The following is a 17,752-nucleotide window of genomic DNA, read 5'->3' as shown; positions in this document are numbered from 1 at the left end:
TGCGTCAGGGCGCTCGGCCCGTCAGGCGGGGAGTTCCATCAGGGCGATCGGCGCGCCGGAGGGCCGGTCCGATCCGCCCGCGGGCTCCACGGTGATGCCCATCCCGGACGCGCCGTCGACGGCCCCCTTGAGGAGCACCGTCTGGTCGCCCGAGCCCGGCGCCATCAGTCCGGCCGACCGCATCGTCCCGGCGTCGTCGAACCAGAGCTGGTAGACCTTCCCGGACGGCGGGCTCGCCATCCCGGAGACCGCGAACACGGCCCGGTCGCGGCTGTGCGAGACGACGACGGTGCCGGTGGCGCCGTCCGCGAGGCGGGCGACCCTGGTCCTGGCGTCGGGCGCGGCGAGCACCGCGGTGACGCCGTCGGTGGCCTGTTCGGCGCGGTCGGCCCGGTTGATCGCGTCCTCGGCGCGCTGGTGCTGCCAGATCGTGGTGCCGCCGAAGGTGGCGGCCGCGGCGACACAGGCGGCCAGCGCCCACCGGGAGAGGGCCCGGTTGCGGGCGGCGGCGCCGGAGGCGCGGGGGACGGCCGGGCCGCCGGGGGCGTCCTGCCGGACGGTGGTGATGCTGCGCAGCACCTGTTCGCGCAGGGCGGGGCGCGGGGTCTCGGTGACGGCGAGGCCGAGCCGGGCGGCCGCGGCGGTCAGCTCGGCGGTCTCCTGGGCGCACGCCTCGCAGTCCAGGAGGTGGCGCTCGAAGACGGCGCGTTCGTCGTCGGACAGCGCGTCCACGGCGTAGGCGCCGGTCAGCAGGTGCAGGTCGGCGGTGATCACGCGGTCACCCCCAGGCAGTCGCGCAGGCGGATGAGCCCGTCCCGCAGTCGGGTCTTGACGGTTCCGAGCGGCAGCGCCAGCGCCTCGGCGACCTGCCGGTAGGTCAGCCCCCGGTAGTAGGCGAGGGTGACGGCCTGGCGCTGGATCTCGGTGAGGGTGCGCAGGCAGCGGCGCACCTGTTCGCGTTCGAGGCGTGCCTCGACCTGCTCGGTGACCTCGTCGAACTCGGGGGTCCTGGCGAGCAGGGCGGCCTTGTGGTCGCGGGCGGCCGCGGCCTCGACGGACCGCACCCGGTCGACCGCGCGGCGGTGGCCGAGGGTGAGGATCCAGTTCATCGCCGTCCCCCGGTCGGCGCGGAAGCGCGGCGCGGTGCGCCACACCTCGACGAGCACCTCCTGGGCGACTTCCTCGGACTGCGCCCGGTCGCGCAGGACGGCGCGGACGACGCCGAGGACGGGTCCGGCGACGATGTCGTACACCGAGGCGAACGCCTTCTCGTCGCCGAGGGCGACCAGGCCCACCAATTCCTCCAGGTCCGGTTCCGTCGCGGGGTTGGCGCCGATGTGAACGGCTTCTTTCACGGGGTCCTCCGTGGTCGGGACAGCTCCGGACGTAATCCGATCCTGATCAGTGTTCGGATTGGTCGTCCGGCGCAGTGATCCGGGCGACACTCGACAGCGGGTCCGGAACCGGACGCGGTACCGAAGGAGCGGGGATGACGGGACAGAGCGCACTGGTCACACGCCGGGCGGCGGATCCGGTCGGGGCGGCCGTGCTGTTCCTGCACGGGGGCATGGAGAACGGCACGGGACCGGCCGGGCGCTGGCAGCCGGCGGCGCTGCGGATGAGGCCCTTCGTGCGCGCCGCCGCCGCGGCGGTGGGCGAGGGCGTCCTCGTCGGCGAGGTCCGCTACCGGGTGCGGGGCTGGAACGGCGCGGCGGCCGACCCGCTGAAGGACGCCCTGGCCGCGCTCGACGTCCTCGCCGGGGTCGCGGGGGACGTGCCGGTCGTGCTGGTGGGGCACTCGATGGGCGGGCGCGCGGCCCTGCGCGCCGCCTGCGCGCCCCAGGTGCGCGGGGTGCTGGCGCTGGCCCCGTGGTGCCCGGACGGTGAGCCGGTGGAGCAGTTGCGGGGCAAGGACGTGGTGGTGTTCCACGGCGACCGGGACCGGATCACCGACCCGCGCGCGTCGCAGGCGCTGGTGGAGCGGGCCGCCGCGGCGGGCGCGCGGGCCTCGGTCACCCTGGTGCCGGGCGGTGACCACGCGATGCTGCGGCACGCCGGGTGGTGGCACCGGACGGCGGCGCGGGCGGTCACCGGGCTGCTGTCGTCGGGGGCGGGAGCCAGGTGACGGTGGGCGCGGCGTCCGCGGCGCGGGGAGCCGGGACGCGTTCCAGGACGCCGCCCGCGAACACGTCGTACAGGGGCAGGGTCTCCAGGTGGACGTACCCGATGTGGCAGTCGCAGGTGGTGAGCGGGCAGCCGCGCGGGCCGAGGGCGGACCGGTAGGAGCCGTCGTAGAGGTTGCCCAGCGGGGCGGGCACGAAGTGGCAGCGGCGCACCGTGCCCTCGCCGTCCACGGAGACCACCGACTCGCCGGTGCGGCAGGGCAGTCCGGCGCTGGCGTGCGGGTGGCGGCTGTAGGGGAACAGCGGGTCGATGCCGGTCCAGGTGTCGGCCTCGGGGTCGGTGTAGGTGCGGCCCTCGGCGGCGTTGATCCACAGGTAGACGTGGTCGGGCAGGTCGGCGCGGAGCGCGCGGGCGGCGGCCAGGTGCTCGGGCAGTCCGACGACGCCGACGCTGAACCGGACGCCGCGGGCGCTCAGTTCGCGGCACTTGGCGAGGAACCTGTCGTAGGGGGTCTGGCCCGGGTGGTAGGTGCACCAGAGGGCGACGGTGCCGGGGTCGGCGTCGGCCAGCCAGTCGGTGCGGCAGCTCAGGTTGGTCTGGATCGCGACCCGGCGGACGTGCGGGAGGTGGGAGAGCTCCACGAGGGCGCGCCGGTACCAGGAACGCACCAGGCCCTCGCCCCAGGGGGTGAAGAGGATCGACAGGCGGTCGTCGGTGGGCGCGGCGGCCCAGGCGGTGAAGCGCTCCAGGGCGGCGCGGTCGGCGCGCAGTTGGTCGCCGGTGTCGCGGCGCTTCGCGAACGGGCAGTAGGGGCAGTCGTAGTCGCAGGAGGCGAGCGGGCCCCGGTAGAGGAGGGTCAGGTCCATGGCGGTCCGGTCACTTCCGCTCGTAGGCGGCCATGGCGGAGCGCACGGCCGGTGAGAACAGGTCGGGGCCGATCGCGTCGGAGTGGGCGAGGCCCTCGGGGGTCAGGCGCAGCACGGTGCCGTCGTCGGTGAGCCAGCCCCGGTCGGCGAAGCGGGCCAGTTCGGGGCCGAAGTGGTCGGCGGGGGCGGCGTCGAAGCGCTCGCGGTAGGCGGCGTGCGGCAGGCCCTCGGCCTGGAGCAGCGACTGGAGCAGATGGCGGCGGCGCGCTTCGTCGGTGTCGATGCGGCGGCCGATCTCGGCGTGCGCGAAGTCGCCGGCGGGGCGGGAGACGTAGTCGTCGATGATCCCGCGTATCTCGTGCATGTCGACGGCGTAGTCGAACGAGTAGTGCAGCCCCGAGGTGTAGGAGCGGGCGCCGCAGCCGAGGCCGATCATGCCGTCGGTCTGGCAGGCGTAGTCGTCGGCCGTCTGCGGCGGGGCGTCCGCGCGCCGGAACATCCGCATGGACTGCTGGACGTAGCCGTGCGCGAGGAGGTGGTCGCGTCCGGCGCGGTACAGGCGCAGCCGCTGCTCGTCCCAGGCCGGGTCGCTGCCGGTGCCGGTGCGGCGGCCGAGGCCGGTGCGGCGGCCGAGGCCGGTGAGGGGGCGGACGTAGAGCGGGTAGAGGTACAGCTCCTCGGGCCGCCAGGCGAGGGCCGCGTCCAGGGAGTGGCGCCAGGTCCGCTCGGTCTGGCCGTCGATGCCGTAGATGAGGTCGATGTTGAGGACGGGGAAGCGGGCGTCGCGGATGCGGCCGAGGGCGCTCTCCACGTCGGCGCGGCGCTGCGGCCTGACGGCGGAGCGGGCCTCGGCGTCGACGAAGCTCTGGATGCCGAGGCTGAGGCGGGTGGCGCCGCGTTCGGCGAGGACCCGCAGACGGTCGGCGGTGGCGGTGGCCGGGGACGCCTCGACGGAGAGCGGGACGGCGCGCAGGTCGGCGCCCATCCGGTCCTCGGCGATGTCGCAGAGCCGGGTCAGTTCGGCCGCGGTGAGGAAGGTGGGGGTGCCGCCGCCGAAGGCCGCGGTGGCGAACCGGCCGCCGTCGCCGAGCGCGTCCCGGACGGCGCCCGCCTGCCGGTCGAGGGCGTCGAGGTAGGCGGTGGTCAGCTCGCCGGGCGCGCCGATGCGGGTGAAGAGGTTGCAGAAGCCGCAGCGCACCTCGCAGAACGGGATGTGCAGGTAGAGGGAGAGCGCGTCCTTCGGCTGGTCGGCCCAGAGGGCGCGCAGCGCGGGCCGGTCGGGCAGCCGCCGGTAGGCGGTCTTGTGCGGGTAGGCGTAGACGTAGCTCTGGTAGGGGCTCGCGGTGGTGCGGGCCTGGGGTGCGACGGTCATCGGGCGGCCTCCGCCGGGTCCAGGAAGAAGTGCGCGTACGGGACGGTCCACACCGCGGGGTGGCCGATGCGGTGACCGGTGTAGCCGTCGTCGCCGTAGGCGGTGCCGTGGTCGGAGCAGACGATCGCGAAGCAGGGCCTGCGGCTGCTCGCGGCGGCGAAGAGGCGTCCGATGTGCCGGTCGACGTACTCGAGGGCGGCGGCGTGGGTGGCGCGGCTGTCTCCCGCCTCGCGGGTGGCGCCGGGCAGGTGGAACCAGTTGGGCTGGTGCAGCGCCGAGACGTTGACGAAGAGGAACAGCTTCTGTTCGGCGGGGAGTTCACGCACGATCCGCTCGGCGCGGGCGACCTGGTTCTCGAAGGACGCGGGTGAGGTGACGCCGAACTCCGGTTCCCAGTGCGCCTCGTGGAAGAGGCCGGGCAGGACCGAGCCGAGCGGGCCGCGCCGGTTGAAGAAGCCCACTCCCCCGACGCAGACGGTCCGGTAACCGGCCTCGGCCAGGCCGGAGACGAGGTCGGGGGTGTCGTAGACGAAGGTGCCGTCCGCGGTGCTCTCGCTGCCCGCGAAGCTCGCGGCGAAGAGTCGCGGGTGGGGGCCCGGGGCGGCCGGGGTGGGCAGGAATCCGGCGAAGATCGCCTGGTGGGAGGCGTAGGTGAAGCTGCCGGGGGCGTGCCGTTCCTCCCAGCGGCCGTCCGGGAGGTGGCGGGCGAGGTTCGGCAGCCGCCCCGCGGCGGCGAGTTCGACGGCGACGTCGTGGCGGAGGGTGTCCAGGGTGACGAGCAGCAGGTCGTGGCTGCCGACGATCCGGTTCATGTCCGGCTGGGCCATCGGTGCGGGCGGCGGCATGCGGGGTCCTTTTCCGAGCGGGTGGTACGGGTGGCGCGGGTCGTCGGGGGCGGGCCGAACCAGGTTCGGGGTGACGGGAGTTGGGGTGCGGTGCGGGTGGGCGGCGGGAGTTGGGGTGCGGTGACGGTGGGCGGCGCGATCAGGGGGACGGGACGGGGGTGCCGGGGGCGGGGGGTCTCGGGCCGGGGTCTGCGGCGACGCCGCTTCCCTGGCCGGGGGCTCCGGGAGCACGGGATCCCGGGCCGGAATCTCCAGGGACCCGGCTTCCCGGGCTGGGGGCCTCGGGGGCGGGGGTTCCCTGGCCGGGGTCGCCGGGAACACAGGATCGACGGCCGAGTGCCCCCGTGGCACCGGACCCCGGGCCGGGGTCCGCGGCGACACGGGATCGGCGGGCGGGGTTTCCGGAGGTGGGCGGTGGTGCGTGGTGACGCAGGGCCGCGGCCACCTGGGTCGCGTAGGTGTCCAGGCCCTCCGCGCCGCTGCCGGGCAGGCCGGTGAGGCGGGGCAGCAGGTCGCCGAAGGCGTTCACCTCGCCGACGGCGGCCCGGCGCCAGCCGACGGCGGGCAGCAGGTCGACCCCGACGCAGAGGGTGCGCGGGAAGCAGGCGGCGGCGCGCTCGCAGACCCCGAGCACGTCGGACCAGCGGGCCCCGGCGGCCTCCACCGAGCGGCGGACGGCGTCGAGGTCGCCCCGGCGGCCGCCCAGATGGAGGTTGGTCAGCGGGGTGCGGCTGGTGCGGACCACCGCGTGGGTGGCCCGTCCGGCGACCACCACGACCCGCAGATCGGCGGCCCGCCCGTCCTGCGACGCCTTCGGCAGCCAGCGTTCCAGGTGCAGCCCGTCCGGGGCGAGCGCGTCGACGATCGCCGCGATGTCCGCCTCGCGCTCGTAGCGGCGCACCGTCAGGGAGTTGTGCAGACTCCCGTCGGGGGCGCGCTCCACGGAGGTGGTCGCCCGGATCCGCCCGGCGCCGCCCGACTCCACCGCCAGCACGCCCGACGCCGAGGAGCCGTGCGCCGGTTTCACGAACAGCCGGGGCATCCGGTGCTCGCGCATGAGCGCCCGCACGTCGTCCCAGCCCGCCACCGGCGCGGCCGAGGGGCCCGAGGTGGGTGAGGCGGGCACCGGTACCCCGGCCGCGTCGAGGACGGCGTGGCAGCGCCGCTTGTCGAAGAGGACGGCGAGGTCGTCCGGGTCGTCGAGCCTGAGCCCGCCGCGCAGCCCGGCCAGCGCTCCGGTCAGCCCGGCGTACCAGCGGGCCGAGCCCTCCACCCGGGTGGGACCGAGCCCGCCCCGCAGCAGACGGTCGACCTCCTCGTCCTCCCCCGGCGAGTCGACGCGGACGATCTCCGCGGGCCCGAAGTCGGCGCCGCCGTCGCGCAGGACGTCGATCCAGGGGACGACCCGCGGGGCGGGCAGCCCGGCCGCGCGGACGGCGTCCGTGAAGAGCGCGACGCGGCGGTTGTCCGGGTTGCCGACGACCGCGAAGCGCCGCGGCGGTTCACTCGCCGACGGCGACATAGCGCCTCCCCTGGCGGTACGGACGGGCGTCGGCGGGGGTGAGGTCGACGGCGACCCCGTGCGGTTCGAGGCCCGCGCGCAGCCGCTCCGCCGTCTCCTCGCCCATGAAGTGGTGGCGCAGACCGAGGTGGCGCAGATGGGTCAGGGGCTGCCCGGACAGCAGCGCGCCACCGCCCGCGTCCCCGAGGGTGCCCATGCCGAGGTCGAGGGAGGTGAGGCCCGCGACCACCGGCGCCTCGGCGACCGCCGCGGCGACGGCGTCCTGCATCTCGCTGTTCTTCAGACCCAGGTGACGCAGTCCCGGACAGCGGCCCACCGCGTCGAGCAGCGCCTTGACGTCGGCGACGGTGCTGGACGCCCCGTACGCGCTGGTGCCCAGCCACAGCTCCAGGCTGTTCAGCGCCGGGAAGGGGCAGGAGGCGAGGGCGCGGACGGGCTCGGCGGGCAGGCCGCCCGACTCGACGCGCAACGTGCGCAGCCGGTCGTGGCGCAGCGGTTCGAGCCGCAGCTCCGTGCCGCCGCGCACGCCCAGTTCCACCAGCCCCGGCCAGGCGCGCAGGACGACGGAGAGGTCGCCCTGGCGGATCCAGGAGATCTCCGACTCCTCGGACTCGACGTCGGCGAGGAACAGGGCGCGCAGCCGCGGGAAGCGGTCCACGGCCGCGAGCAGCAGGTCGAGGACCGGGGTGATGCCGTGCTCGTCCCACTCCTCCCACCAGAGTCCGATCACGAGGGCGGTGACGTCCTCGGAGCGGACCTCGTCCAGGAAGCTCCGCCAGAGCGGTTCGAACGGCTGCTCCCAGGAGGCGCCCACCCGCCAGGCGACGGTGTCCGGTTCGGGCAGGGGGCGTCGGCGGCCGTCCCCGCCCGGCTCGTAGTCGTGGACCGGCAGGTCGTGGAACCGTTTCAGGTGGGAGGGGTGGTAGCGCATGGGGGCGTCGTCACTCCCCCACGGAGACGTAGCGCCAGACGGTGCCGTCGTCTTCCTCGTCCTCGTCCGCGTCGGCGCGGTCGAGGTCGACCTCGACGCCCGCGGTCGCCAGGGTCTGGCGGATCCGCTCCTGGACGGGCTCGCTCAGGTAGTGGTGGTGCAGGTCGAGCTTCCTGAGGTGGGTGAGCGGCTGCCCGGCGAGGAGAGCCGTTGCACCGTCGTCGGTCAGGACGCCCATGGACAGGTCGAGGACCTCCAGGCGGGCGACGACCGGCGCGGCGGCCACGGCGACGGCGACGGCGTCCTGCATCTCGCTGTTGCGCAGCGCCAGTTCGCGCAGGCGGGGCAGGCGGGCGCCGGAGAGGATGCCCTCCAGGTCGGACACCTCGCTGTCGCCGCCGTAGTCCGGGGTGCCGAGCCACAGGTCGAGGTGCTCCAGCGCGGGCAGGTCGCTGGCGCCGACCCCGCGCACCACCTCGGCGGGCAGGCCGCCGGTCTCCAGGGTGAGACGGCGCAGCGAGGAGTGGTCGAGCGCGGGGAAGGCGAGTTCGGTGCCGCCGCGCGCGCCGAACTCCTCCAGCCGCGGGAAGGCGGCGAGGAGCGGGGTGAGGTCGGTCTGGCGGATCCAGGAGATCTCGCACTCCTCCATCACCATGTCCCCGATGAACAGGGCGCGCAGCGCCGGGAACCGGTCCTTGGCGGCGACCAGCGCCTCGACGACGGCGGTCGGGGCGCTGTCGTACGCGTCCGACCAGGCGCCGACGATCAGGGCACGGACCCGGGTGGTGTCGACGTCCGCGCAGAACCGGGCGAAGGCGGACTCCCACGGCTCGTCCGAGTCGTAGACGTCGCTGGCGATCCGCCAGGCGTGCCCGTCCGGCTCGGGCAGCCCGTCCTTGGGGGCCTTGGCGTGCGGGAACGGGTACGCGGGCAGCCCGTACAGGGAGTCGAGGTGGTCACCGATGGTCATGCGGCTGCTCCTGGAAGAAGTGGATGCGTTCCGTGGTGTCGCAGTTCTACCAATCGGCACTGACAACGCGGCGCTGAGGGTGGACGAACGGCTCGTCCGGCGCCGGGCACGGGCCGTTGTCAGTGGTGGCTCCTACTGTCGTTGGCACGAGGTCGGCGCACGGTGCGCCGCCGGACGGAGGTGTGCCGTGTACCGGCAGGGAGATGTGCTGATCGTGCCCGTGGCCGAGGAGGCGGTGCCGTCGCACGTGGCGGCGGCCCCGAGGGAGCCGCGGGACACGCGGGGGCGGCTGGTGCTGGCGCTGGGCGAGGTCACCGGCCACGCCCACGCGGTGGTGGGCCCGGGGGAACTGGTGCGGGAGCCGGGGCCGTTCGGCCGGTTCCTGCTCCATCTGCCGCAGGGCGGGCGGGTGGTGCACGAGGAGCACGGTCCGATCGCGCTGCCGAAGGGGTGGTTCCGGGTGATCAGGCAGCGGGAGTACGTGCCGGGCTCGGTGCGGATCGTCGCGGACTGAGCGGGGCACGGGCGCGTCGCAGGCACGGCGCGCGGGGTGGGGCCGAGGGCGGGTCCCGGGACAGGCACGGCTGTGAGGAAAGGCGAGGGACAGGGCGATGAACGCGATCGGCGGGGTGGACGGGACGATGCGGACGACGGCGGGACACACGGCGGCCGAGGGGCGGACCGGGCCGGACGGCCACGGCGCGCCGGACCTGCGGGGGACGGACGGGCACCCCGGGACAGGGCCGGACGGGCAGAGCGCGCCCGCAGAGCGGGGGACGGACGAGCCGGGGGCGGGTCACGGGCGGGCGGAGGCCGCCGGGTCCGGGGACGCGACCGCGGTGTGGCGCGCCCGCGCCGCCGACGCGTCGCCCGCCGACCGGGCCGCGGCCGAGGAGGGGGTCGCGCTGGCCTACCGGCGGGCCGGTCTGGTGGCGCCGGAGCGGATCGTGTGGGCGGGGTCGCCCCGTGAGGCGGTCACCCTGATCCGCGCCATGACGGACACCGGGCCGAGCGTCAGGGACGCGGTGCGCACCGCCCCGTGGGCGGCGGAACGGGCGCGGCTGCACCAGGAGTTGGGGGCGGCGGGGTGGTCGGCGCACTGGGGGTCGACCGGCGGCAGGCTCTGGGAGACGACCCACTCGCTGGTCGACCGGATCCGGCAGGGGGTGCTGGACGACCTGCTGGGCGAGGCGCCGGTCCTCGAACCGGGGTCGGAGGCCCAGGCACCCGAGCGGCTGCGCCGCTCCCGGGCCGAGGCGGAGATCCGGCTGATCCTGCTGGACGCCGTCCTCGGCCAGCACGACGCGCCGTGGCTCGCGGCCTTCCCCACCGACCGGGCTCCGCTCGACGGGCTCGGCGCGGTGTGCGGCAGCGCCGGCTGGTGGTGGCCGTTCGCGAGGGTCGCGGTGGTCTGCGAACGCCCGGTCGCGCTGCGCCGGGACGAGGCCGGACGCCTCGACAACGGGGACGGACCGGCGCTCGCCTACCCGGACGGCTTCGCGCTGTACGCGTGGCGTGGCATGCCGGTACCGGCCGCGTTCCTGGCCGAGCTGGCCACCCTGACACCTGAGCGGATCAGGGCCGAGGAGAACGCCGAGCTGCGCCGGGTGATGCTGGAGTACTACGGCTACGACCGCTACCTCACGGACTCGGGCGCCCGCCCGATCGACCGCGACGAGACCGGCACGCTCTGGCGGATCGCCCTGGAGGGGGACGAGGCGGTGGTGATGGTGGAGGTCCTCAACTCCACGCCCGAGCCGGACGGGACGGTCCGCACGTACTGGCTGCGGGTGCCGCCGACCACGCGCACCGCCCGGGAGGGCGTGGCCTGGACGTTCGGGGTGTCCGAGGCGGAGTACCGCCCGATGCGGGAGACGTGACCGCCGCCCCTCAGCCGACCGGTCCGGCCCCCGCCGGACCCGGCCCCGGTCCCGTCCGCCCCGCCGGTCCCGGCGCGGTCGGCTCCGCCGGTCTTGGCGCGGTCGGCTCCGCCGCACGGCCTCCGTCCTTGCCGCCGTCGGCACCACCGCCGCCAGAGCCGTCGCCGTCGCCCGACCAGGCCGCCCACAGGTCCGCGTACACGCCTCCGGCCGCCCGGAGCCGGTCGCCGTCCCCGTGTTCCACCACCCGTCCGCGGTCCATCACCAGGACGGTGTCGGCGGTCGCGGCCTGGGAGAGCCGGTGGGCGACGACGACGGCGGTGCGGCCCTCGGTGACGGTGCGGGCGGCCCGGTCGAGGGTGCGGGCCGCGTCGCTGCCGCCCTCGGCGGTCGCCTCGTCCAGGACGACGACCTCGGGGTCGAGCAACAGGACGCGGGCGAGGGCGAGTTGCTGGACCTGGCTCGCGGTCAGCTCGGTGGCGCCGGTGCCGACGACCGTGTCGGCGCCTTCGGGCAGCGCGGCGACCCAGTCGGCGCCGACGGCGGTGAGCGCGGACGCGATGTCCCGGTCGGCGGCGTCCCGGCGGGCCAGCCGGAGGTTGTCGGTGAGCGTCCCCCGGAACAGGTGGTGCTCCTGGGTCACCAGCGCGATCCGGCGGCGGCCGTCCGGCGCGGGGACGGCCAGGTCGGCGGTGGGGACGCCGCCGAGGGTGACCTCCCCGGTGTGCGGCGGACGCAGCCCGGCGATCAGTGTCGCGAGCGTCGACTTGCCAGAACCGGTCGCGCCGACCACCGCGAGGTGCCGTCCGGCGGGGAGGTCGAGGTCGATGCCGTGCAGCACGTCGGGTCCGTTCCGGTACCGGTGGTGGACACCGCGGACGGCGACCGCCGCACCGGTCGGCGCGGACGGGGCGGCGGGCCGGGCGGGGACAGCGGGTGCGGTCCCGCCCGTGCCGGGGGCGGCGAGGGTGGCGACCCCGACGATCCTGGCGAGCCCGGCGCCCGCCTGCTGCACGCTGTCGAAGGTGCCGAGCATCGTGTTGACGGGGTCGAAGAGGCCCACGAAGAAGAGGGCGGCGGTGGTGGCGGCGCCGATGTCGGCGGTGCCCGAGCGCACCAGCGCGAACGCCACCAGCAGGATGGCGGCGAGCCCGGTGAACTCGGCGGCGTTGAGGCGCCCGTAGAACCGGGTGGCCGCCCTGGTCGCCCGGAACTCGTAGGTCATGGCCTGCTCGGACGCCTCCTCCACCCGGGCGGCACGGCTCGCGCCCAGCCGCAGCGCGCGCAGGGTCGGCAGCGCGGTGAAGGCGCTGAGCAGGGCGGAGGCGCGGCGTCCGTCGGCGGCCCTGCCCTCGGCGTAGACGGGCCGCGAGACACGCAGGTACCAGCGCAGGGTGTGCGCCTGGATCGGCACGGCGAGGAGTCCGGCGAGGGCGAAACGCCAGTCGAGGGCGGCGAGTCCGACGAGGGTGGCGGCGATGGCGAGGGCGGCGGAGACGAAGTCGCCCAGGGCGCCGGAGGCGGCGGTGGTGACGCGGTCGGCGTCGCCGGAGACACGGGAGACGAGGTCGCCGGTGCCGCCGGCCTCGACGACGTCGACGGGCAGGGCGAGGGCCGCGGTGACGGCGTCCTCGCGCAGCCGTCCGGTCACCGGCAGGACGAGCCGGGCGAGCAGGACGGCGGCGGCCCAGCCGGTGAGGGCGGCGGCGACGGCGGCCCCGGCCAGCAGCAGGACCGGGCCGACGAGGGCGCTCGGGGCGCGCCCGTCGGCGATGGCCTGGGTGATGCGCCCGGTGGCGACGGGACCGGCGAGGCCCAGCGCGCTGTCGGCGACGAGGGCGGCGCCGACGGCCGACAGCGACGGTCCCCGGCCGCGCAGCACCCGGCGCAGCCTGGCCCTGGTCTGGCGTCCGGTGGCGACGGGGAGCAGGGTCGGGGCGGCGGGGGTCGTCATCGGGTCACCGTCCGTCGGTAGGCGGGGCTTTCGGCCAGGAGGCTCGCGTGGGTGCCGGTGTCGCGGCGCTCGGCGCCGGGGGCGCCGTGCAGGTGCACGACGTGCGTGCACCGGGCGAGCCAGGCCGGGCTGTTGGTGACGACGAGCGTGGTGCGGCCCGCCCTGGCACGGCGGACCCGGTCGGCGACGGTGTGTTCGGTGGCCGCGTCGACCGCCGTGGTCGGGTCGTGCAGGACGAGGACGGGGGCGCGGGCCGCGAGCGCGCGGGCGAGCGCGACGCGTTGGCGCTGGCCGCCGGAGAGGGTCTCGCCCCGGTCGCCCACGGAGGTGTCCGCGCCGTGCGGTGCCGCGTCCACGACCTGGTCGGCGAGGGCGGCGCGGGCGGCCTCGGCGGTGGCCGCCGGGTCGTCGGAGAGGGCGCCGAGGTTGTCGCCGAGGGTGCCGGGCAGCAGGGCGGGTTCGTGCGGGCAGACCAGGGCGGTGGCGCGCAGCGTGTCCAGCGGGAGCGCGGTGAGGTCGGTGCCGCCGAGGAGCACCGTTCCCCCGGCCGGGTCGGACTCCCGGGCGAGCAGCGCGGCGACGGCCTCGGCGACGGCGGGCGCGTCGCAGACCAGCCCGGTCAGCGAGCCGCCGGGCACCCGCGCGTCCAGCACGAACCCGTCCGCCAACCGGACCCCCCGGAACTCCACCCCCCACCCGTCACCGACCGGGCCACCGGCACCGGCACCAGCACCAGCACCGACCGCACGCCCGGCACCGACGCCGATCCCGGCACCGCGACCGCCACCGTCACGAAGAACCCCGAACCCGTCTTCACCCCCATCACCCACCCCGAACCCGGCGCCGTCGCCGTCATCGGCCCCGGAGCGAGCGTCACCTCCAGCCTTGGTCCCAACCGAGGCCACACGCCCAGCTCCGCCACCGGTCCCGGTCCCGGCCGAGCCCAAACGCCCAACTCCACCCCCAGCTCCGGTCCTGGCCAAGGCCACACGCCCTGCTCCACCCCCGCCCCCGGCCAGGGCCTCGTCCCCCGAGCCGACCCCGGTCACTCCCCCGAGGTCGGTCACCGCCGGAGGCGTGGTCAGCACCTCGTGGACGCGGCCCGCCGAGGCGATCGCGCGGGCGTACCCGGCGCGGGCCGCGGCCACCACCCGCATCGGGCCGATCACGAACCGCGCGAGCCCCAGCGCGGCGATGAACTCGCCCAGCCCGAGGCGTCCGTCGAGGGCGAGGCTGCCCCCCGCGGCGGCGACGGCGGTGAGGTAGAGGCCGGTGAAGACCGTGCCGAGGGAGAGCAGCGCGGCCTCGGCGGACGCGGCGCGCCGGGCGGCCAGGACCGCGTCCCGGCTGACCCGGGCGTAGTCGGCGGCGACGGTCCGCTCGGCGCCGATGCCCTTGAGGACGCGCAGGCCGCGGACCAGGTCCTCGGCGAGCGCGGCGGCGTCGGCCTGCCGGGCCTGCTCGGCGGCGCTGGTGCGGCGCAGGGTCCCGGAGAGACGGTTCTGCGCGGCGAGCAGCGCGGCGGTGCCGACCACGACGAGCGCGCCGAGCAGCGGTGATATCCGCACCAGGAGCAGCGTGGCGGCGAGCAGCACGACCACCGCGGCGACGGTCGAGGCGAGGGTGCGGGCGCAGGCCCCGACGCGGGACGCGTCCCCGGCGGCGCGGCTCAGCAGGTCGCCGGGGAGCAGGCGGACCCCGCCGGTCGGCCGCAGGACCGCCGACGTCAGTCGGCCGCGTGCCAGGTGTTCGGCGTGCTGGGCGGCGCGTTGGGCGGCGCGGGCGCCGAACCGGTAGGAGAGCGACAGCAGCAGGAAGTCGGCGGCCAGCAGGCCGAGCCATCCGGCCAGTTCACCGGGGGTGCCGTCCTGGACCGCGTCGCCGACGGCCGCGCCGACGACGACCGGGACCAGCGCCTCGCCGAGCTGGTGGGTGCTGAAGAAGAGTGCGGCGAGGGCCAGATCGCGGCGCCGGGCGCGCAGGGCCCACCACAGCAGCGCGCGGGGCGAGGCGTCCGGCGGGTCGTGCGGCGGGGCGGCGGGTGCCGGGGCGGCGGTCGGGCGGGCGGTCGGGGCGGGTGCGGTCACCTCGTCACGTTAGGGTTGCCTCACAAGTGGCGTAAACAGCGCGGTACGCCACCGTATGTCGCACATCAGCCAAGGGCCCGCGGGTATCGGGAGCACCTGGCCCGAGGACCGGGAACCGCTCGTATGACGCAGGACAACTCCATCGACTTCGCCCGGTTCGAGATGTTCCGCGGGCAGTCCTTCGGCCGGCACACGCACGACGAGCACCAGCTCGCCTGGGCCAGTTCCGGGGTGGTGATGGTGGGCATCGAGGACCGCTGCTGGGTCCTGCCGCCGCATCTGGCCCTGTGGATCCCCGGCGGTGTCGGGCACACCACCGCCGCGCTGCGCGAGACGGTGCTCCAGGGGGTGTATCTGGACCCGGCGGGCTGCCCGTTCACCTGGACGGCGCCGACGGTGCTCGCCGTGTCGCCGCTGGCCCGGCATCTCATCGGGTACCTGGCGGACGAGCCGTCCGGCGCGGCCCGCGCGCACGCCGAGGCGGTCCTGGTGGAGGTGCTGCGTCCGACCGACGGCGCGGTGTTCGAGCTGCCGCTGCCCTCGGACGCGCGGGCCCGCGAGGTGGCGGGGCTGCTCCTGGACGACCCGGCCGACCCGCGCGGCCTGGAGGGGTTCGCGCACGCCATCGGCTCCAGCGCGCGGACGCTGCTGCGGCTGTTCCTCGCCGAGACGGGGATGACGTTCAACCAGTGGCGGGTGCACGCGCGACTGCAGGCGGCCCTGGTCCACCTCGCGGAGGGCGAGCCGGTCGGGCGGGTGGCGGAGCGGGTGGGGTACGCGACGCCGAGCGCGTTCGTGGCCGCGTTCCGACGTGTCACCGGTCACACTCCGGCCGCCTACTTCGCCGGTTCGCGGGACGGTTCCGGCGCCGCTTCTTGATCCGCGGGCCCCGGTTGGCGTTTTGGCGACATGACATGGCGTCTGCGCGGCTTGCCGCCCGTTCACCGGCCTTCGTAGCCTGGTTAGGCAAGGCTAAGCTTATTGATCATTGATTCCTTGCGTCGATATCCGTTCGTCGTCGAGGAGCACGATGACCACCCCCCGCGTGAGCGCGCCCGAGGTGAGGACCGGGCCCGCCGCACCGGCCGCCGCCCCGGGTCGCGGCGCGACGGCCCTCCGGCTGGCCGGACTGCTGGCCGCCTGCGCCCTGTTGCTGCTGATCGCCGTCCTGAGCGTCGCGGTCGGCGCCAAGCCCATCCCGCCCGGTGACGTGGTGCGTGCGCTGCTGCACGGCAGCGACTCCGTCGACGCCTCGGTCGTCCTGGACCTGCGGGTGCCGCGGACGCTGCTCGGCATCTCCGTCGGCGCCGCGCTGGCCCTGGCCGGGGTGCTGATGCAGGCGCTGACCCGCAATCCGCTCGCCGACCCCGGCCTGCTCGGCGTCAACATGGGCGCCTCGGCGGCCGTCGTCGCCACCCTCGCCCTGTGGCGCGCGGCCGGGACCCCGGTGTACGTGTGGTCGGCGCTCGCGGGCGCCGGGGCCGCCGCCACCGCCGTCCACCTGCTGGGGGCGCGTGGCCGGTCCGGGCCCGCGCCGGTCAGGCTCGCGCTCGCCGGGACCGCCGTCAGCGCCGTGCTGAGCGCGCTGATCTCGGTGCTGACGCTGCTGCGGCCCGACGTCTTCGACCAGTTCAGGTTCTGGGGCGTGGGGTCCCTCGCCGGGGTCCCGGTCTCGGTGTTCTGGCAGGTGCTGCCGTTCCTCGCGGTGGGCGCGCTGCTCTCGCTCGGCCTGGCCGGGTCCCTCAACGCGCTCGCCCTCGGCGACGACACCGCGCGCGCCCTCGGCAGCAAGGTCACCCGCACCCGGCTGCTCGGCGCGGTCGCGGTCACCCTGCTCTGCGGGGCGGCGACGGCGGCGGTGGGCCCGATCGCCTTCGTCGGCCTGGCCGTCCCGCATCTGGCGCGGGCCTTCACCGGACCCGACCACCGCTGGCTGCTGCCGTACGCGATGCTGCTCGGCCCGGCCCTGCTGCTCGGCTCGGACATCATCGGCCGGGTCGTCGGGCGGCCGGGGGAGATCCAGGCGGGCATCGTGACGGCCTTCGCGGGCGCGCCGGTCTTCATCGCCCTGGTCCGCCGGCGCAGGATCGCGGCGCTGTGACCGCCCCGCACCCCGTCTCGGTGCCGGGACGCGTCCTGCGGCTGCGCGGCGAACGGCTCTCGCTGCGCTGGCGGCCCCGGACCCTGACCGTCTGCCTGCTGCTCGCCCTGTGCTGCCTCGCGCTCGGCGCGCTCGGTCTGACCACGGGCGCCTTCCGGCTGCCGCTGCCCCGGGTGCTGGCGACCCTGCTGGGCTCCGGGACGGGCGCCGAGGACTTCATCGTCCTCGACCTGCGGCTGCCCCGGCTGCTGTGCGCGGTGCTCGCCGGGGGCGCGCTCGGCATGAGCGGGGCGGTGTTCCAGAGCCTGTCGCGCAATCCGCTGGGCAGCCCGGACGTCATCGGATTCACCAGCGGCGCGGCGACCGGGGCCGTGGTGCAGATCGTGGTCCTGCACGGCGGCGCGTACGCCACCGCCGTCGCGGCGGTCGCGGGCGGCCTGCTCACCGCGCTCGTCGTGGGGGCCGTCGCGGCCGGTCGCGGACCGTCCCTCGGCTACCGGGTGGTCCTGGTCGGCATCGGGGTCAGCGCGATGCTGACGTCGCTGACCGCGTACCTGCTGACCCGGGCGAGCCTGTACGAGGCGCAGGACGCGCAGTTGTGGCTGATCGGCAGTCTCAACTCGACGACCTGGGCGGTCGTCGGGCCGCTCGCGCTGGCGCTGGCCGTGCTCACCCCGGTCACGGTGTGGGCGGCGCGGGCGCTGGGCTGGCTCGAACTGGGCGAGGACACGGCGCGCGGGCTGGGGGTGCCGGTGGGCGGGACCCGCCTGGTCCTGGCGCTCGCGGCGACCGCCCTGGCCGCCGCCGCCACGGCCGCGGTGGGTCCGATCACGTTCGTCGCGCTGGCCGCGCCGCAACTGTGCCGACGGCTGGTCCGCTCCCCCGGCGCGCTGGTCGTGCCCGCCGCCTTCATGGGCGCCCTGCTGCTCTCGGCGAGCGACTTCGCCGCGCAACGGGTGCTGCCCTCGACGGAGTTGCCCGTCGGCGCGATGACAGGGGTCCTCGGCGGCCTCTACCTGTGCCGCCTGCTGGTCGCCCGCCGCCGCACGCCCGCGACCTGACCGGCGTTCTCCCTCACCTCTCTTGCACCCCGCTCTCCC

General features: G+C 76.1%; 15 protein-coding genes and 1 pseudogene. 6 read left to right on the top strand and 10 right to left on the bottom strand.

What is annotated here, in order from left to right; translation table 11 throughout:
• Positions 1 to 21: 21 nt before the first annotated feature.
• Both GA0115242_RS22970 and GA0115242_RS22965 read right to left on the bottom strand, forming a co-directional pair.
• The gene (locus GA0115242_RS22970; protein WP_093831446.1) at positions 22 to 774 is read right to left on the bottom strand and encodes an anti-sigma factor; all 753 of its coding nucleotides are present in this window, start codon (positions 772 to 774) and stop codon (positions 22 to 24) included.
• A complete protein-coding gene (locus tag GA0115242_RS22965) occupies positions 771 to 1,355 on the bottom strand; it encodes a sigma-70 family RNA polymerase sigma factor (RefSeq protein ID WP_093831444.1) in 585 nt (194 codons plus the stop codon). The genes GA0115242_RS22970 and GA0115242_RS22965 overlap by 4 nt, the downstream gene beginning before the upstream one ends.
• A 134-nt stretch (positions 1,356 to 1,489) precedes the next feature.
• Here GA0115242_RS22965 and GA0115242_RS22960 point away from each other — a divergent pair, with 134 nt between their 5' ends.
• Entirely contained in the window at positions 1,490 to 2,125 is a 636-nt protein-coding gene (locus tag GA0115242_RS22960; protein WP_093831442.1) for an alpha/beta hydrolase, read from the top strand.
• Here the strand turns inward: GA0115242_RS22960 and GA0115242_RS22955 are convergent.
• From GA0115242_RS22955 to GA0115242_RS22930, 6 genes and pseudogenes are all read right to left on the bottom strand, one after another.
• Positions 2,088 to 2,990 (bottom strand): STM4011 family radical SAM protein, encoded by a 903-nt coding sequence (locus tag GA0115242_RS22955; protein ID WP_093831440.1) that lies wholly within the window; start codon positions 2,988 to 2,990, stop codon positions 2,088 to 2,090. The two genes, GA0115242_RS22960 and GA0115242_RS22955, sit on opposite strands and share 38 nt — an antisense overlap.
• 10 nt (positions 2,991 to 3,000) lie before the next feature.
• Positions 3,001 to 4,362 (bottom strand): STM4012 family radical SAM protein, encoded by a 1,362-nt coding sequence (locus GA0115242_RS22950; protein ID WP_093831438.1) that lies wholly within the window; start codon positions 4,360 to 4,362, stop codon positions 3,001 to 3,003.
• Positions 4,359 to 5,174 carry an STM4013/SEN3800 family hydrolase gene (locus GA0115242_RS22945; protein ID WP_176729892.1) on the bottom strand — a complete coding sequence of 272 codons (816 nt, stop codon included), beginning with the start codon at positions 5,172 to 5,174 and terminating at the stop codon, positions 4,359 to 4,361. The genes GA0115242_RS22950 and GA0115242_RS22945 overlap by 4 nt, the downstream gene beginning before the upstream one ends.
• Positions 5,175 to 5,634: 460 nt before the next feature.
• Positions 5,635 to 6,729: pseudogene (locus GA0115242_RS22940) on the bottom strand (STM4014 family protein); the annotation flags it as partial.
• Positions 6,710 to 7,660, bottom strand: coding sequence for an STM4015 family protein (locus tag GA0115242_RS22935; RefSeq protein ID WP_093831436.1), 951 nt, complete (start codon positions 7,658 to 7,660; stop codon positions 6,710 to 6,712). The pseudogene GA0115242_RS22940 and the gene GA0115242_RS22935, both read right to left, overlap by 20 nt.
• Positions 7,661 to 7,670: 10 nt before the next feature.
• Positions 7,671 to 8,630, bottom strand: a complete 960-nt coding sequence (locus tag GA0115242_RS22930; protein ID WP_093831434.1) for an STM4015 family protein — start codon at positions 8,628 to 8,630, stop codon at positions 7,671 to 7,673.
• A 187-nt stretch (positions 8,631 to 8,817) separates the two neighbouring features.
• On the opposite strand from GA0115242_RS22930, the gene GA0115242_RS22925 reads away from it, so the two are divergent.
• Together GA0115242_RS22925 and GA0115242_RS22920 are read left to right on the top strand one after the other, a co-directional pair.
• Positions 8,818 to 9,144 carry a hypothetical protein gene (locus tag GA0115242_RS22925; protein WP_093831432.1) on the top strand — a complete coding sequence of 109 codons (327 nt, stop codon included), beginning with the start codon at positions 8,818 to 8,820 and terminating at the stop codon, positions 9,142 to 9,144.
• Positions 9,145 to 9,241: 97 nt separating this feature from the next.
• On the top strand, positions 9,242 to 10,510 hold the full coding sequence (locus GA0115242_RS22920) for a DUF6745 domain-containing protein (RefSeq protein ID WP_237549249.1): 1,269 nt from the start codon (positions 9,242 to 9,244) through the stop codon (positions 10,508 to 10,510).
• A 10-nt stretch (positions 10,511 to 10,520) separates the two neighbouring features.
• Here GA0115242_RS22920 and GA0115242_RS22915 read toward each other — a convergent pair whose 3' ends face one another.
• Positions 10,521 to 12,464: an ABC transporter ATP-binding protein gene (locus tag GA0115242_RS22915; RefSeq protein WP_093831430.1), complete on the bottom strand. Its 1,944-nt coding sequence runs from the start codon at positions 12,462 to 12,464 to the stop codon at positions 10,521 to 10,523.
• Positions 12,461 to 14,551, bottom strand: a complete 2,091-nt coding sequence (locus GA0115242_RS22910; protein WP_093831428.1) for an ABC transporter transmembrane domain-containing protein — start codon at positions 14,549 to 14,551, stop codon at positions 12,461 to 12,463. The genes GA0115242_RS22915 and GA0115242_RS22910 overlap by 4 nt, the downstream gene beginning before the upstream one ends.
• 123 nt (positions 14,552 to 14,674) lie before the next feature.
• Between GA0115242_RS22910 and GA0115242_RS22905 the strand changes: the two genes are divergently transcribed.
• From GA0115242_RS22905 to GA0115242_RS22895, 3 genes are all read left to right on the top strand, one after another.
• Positions 14,675 to 15,430, top strand: a complete 756-nt coding sequence (locus GA0115242_RS22905; RefSeq protein WP_237549248.1) for an AraC family transcriptional regulator — start codon at positions 14,675 to 14,677, stop codon at positions 15,428 to 15,430.
• A gap of 151 nt (positions 15,431 to 15,581) precedes the next feature.
• The gene (locus tag GA0115242_RS22900; RefSeq protein ID WP_093831426.1) at positions 15,582 to 16,652 is read left to right on the top strand and encodes a FecCD family ABC transporter permease; all 1,071 of its coding nucleotides are present in this window, start codon (positions 15,582 to 15,584) and stop codon (positions 16,650 to 16,652) included.
• Complete coding sequence (locus tag GA0115242_RS22895) at positions 16,649 to 17,713, top strand: FecCD family ABC transporter permease (RefSeq protein ID WP_093831424.1); 1,065 nt, start codon at positions 16,649 to 16,651, stop codon at positions 17,711 to 17,713. Before GA0115242_RS22900 ends, GA0115242_RS22895 begins: the two co-directional genes overlap by 4 nt.
• Positions 17,714 to 17,752: the final 39 nt, after the last annotated feature.

Source organism: Streptomyces sp. SolWspMP-5a-2 (genome assembly GCF_900091845.1).
Taxonomy (GTDB): Bacteria; Actinomycetota; Actinomycetes; order Streptomycetales; family Streptomycetaceae; genus Streptomyces; species Streptomyces doudnae.
The sequence above is the reverse complement of the archived record's forward strand: the minus strand, read 5'-3'. Positions and strand labels throughout refer to the sequence as shown.

Excerpts from the sequence above, each read along its gene's own strand:
- GA0115242_RS22960 (WP_093831442.1), top strand. The coding sequence starts at position 1,490 with ATGACGGGACAGAGCGCACTGGTCACACGCCGGGCGGCGGATCCGGTC.
- GA0115242_RS22955 (WP_093831440.1), bottom strand. The coding sequence starts at position 2,990 with ATGGACCTGACCCTCCTCTACCGGGGCCCGCTCGCCTCCTGCGACTAC.
- GA0115242_RS22950 (WP_093831438.1), bottom strand. The coding sequence starts at position 4,362 with ATGACCGTCGCACCCCAGGCCCGCACCACCGCGAGCCCCTACCAGAGC.
- GA0115242_RS22945 (WP_176729892.1), bottom strand. The coding sequence starts at position 5,174 with ATGAACCGGATCGTCGGCAGCCACGACCTGCTGCTCGTCACCCTGGAC.
- GA0115242_RS22935 (WP_093831436.1), bottom strand. The coding sequence starts at position 7,660 with ATGCGCTACCACCCCTCCCACCTGAAACGGTTCCACGACCTGCCGGTC.
- GA0115242_RS22930 (WP_093831434.1), bottom strand. The coding sequence starts at position 8,630 with ATGACCATCGGTGACCACCTCGACTCCCTGTACGGGCTGCCCGCGTAC.
- GA0115242_RS22920 (WP_237549249.1), top strand. The coding sequence starts at position 9,242 with ATGAACGCGATCGGCGGGGTGGACGGGACGATGCGGACGACGGCGGGA.
- GA0115242_RS22915 (WP_093831430.1), bottom strand. The coding sequence starts at position 12,464 with ATGACGACCCCCGCCGCCCCGACCCTGCTCCCCGTCGCCACCGGACGC.
- GA0115242_RS22905 (WP_237549248.1), top strand. The coding sequence starts at position 14,675 with ATGACGCAGGACAACTCCATCGACTTCGCCCGGTTCGAGATGTTCCGC.
- GA0115242_RS22900 (WP_093831426.1), top strand. The coding sequence starts at position 15,582 with ATGACCACCCCCCGCGTGAGCGCGCCCGAGGTGAGGACCGGGCCCGCC.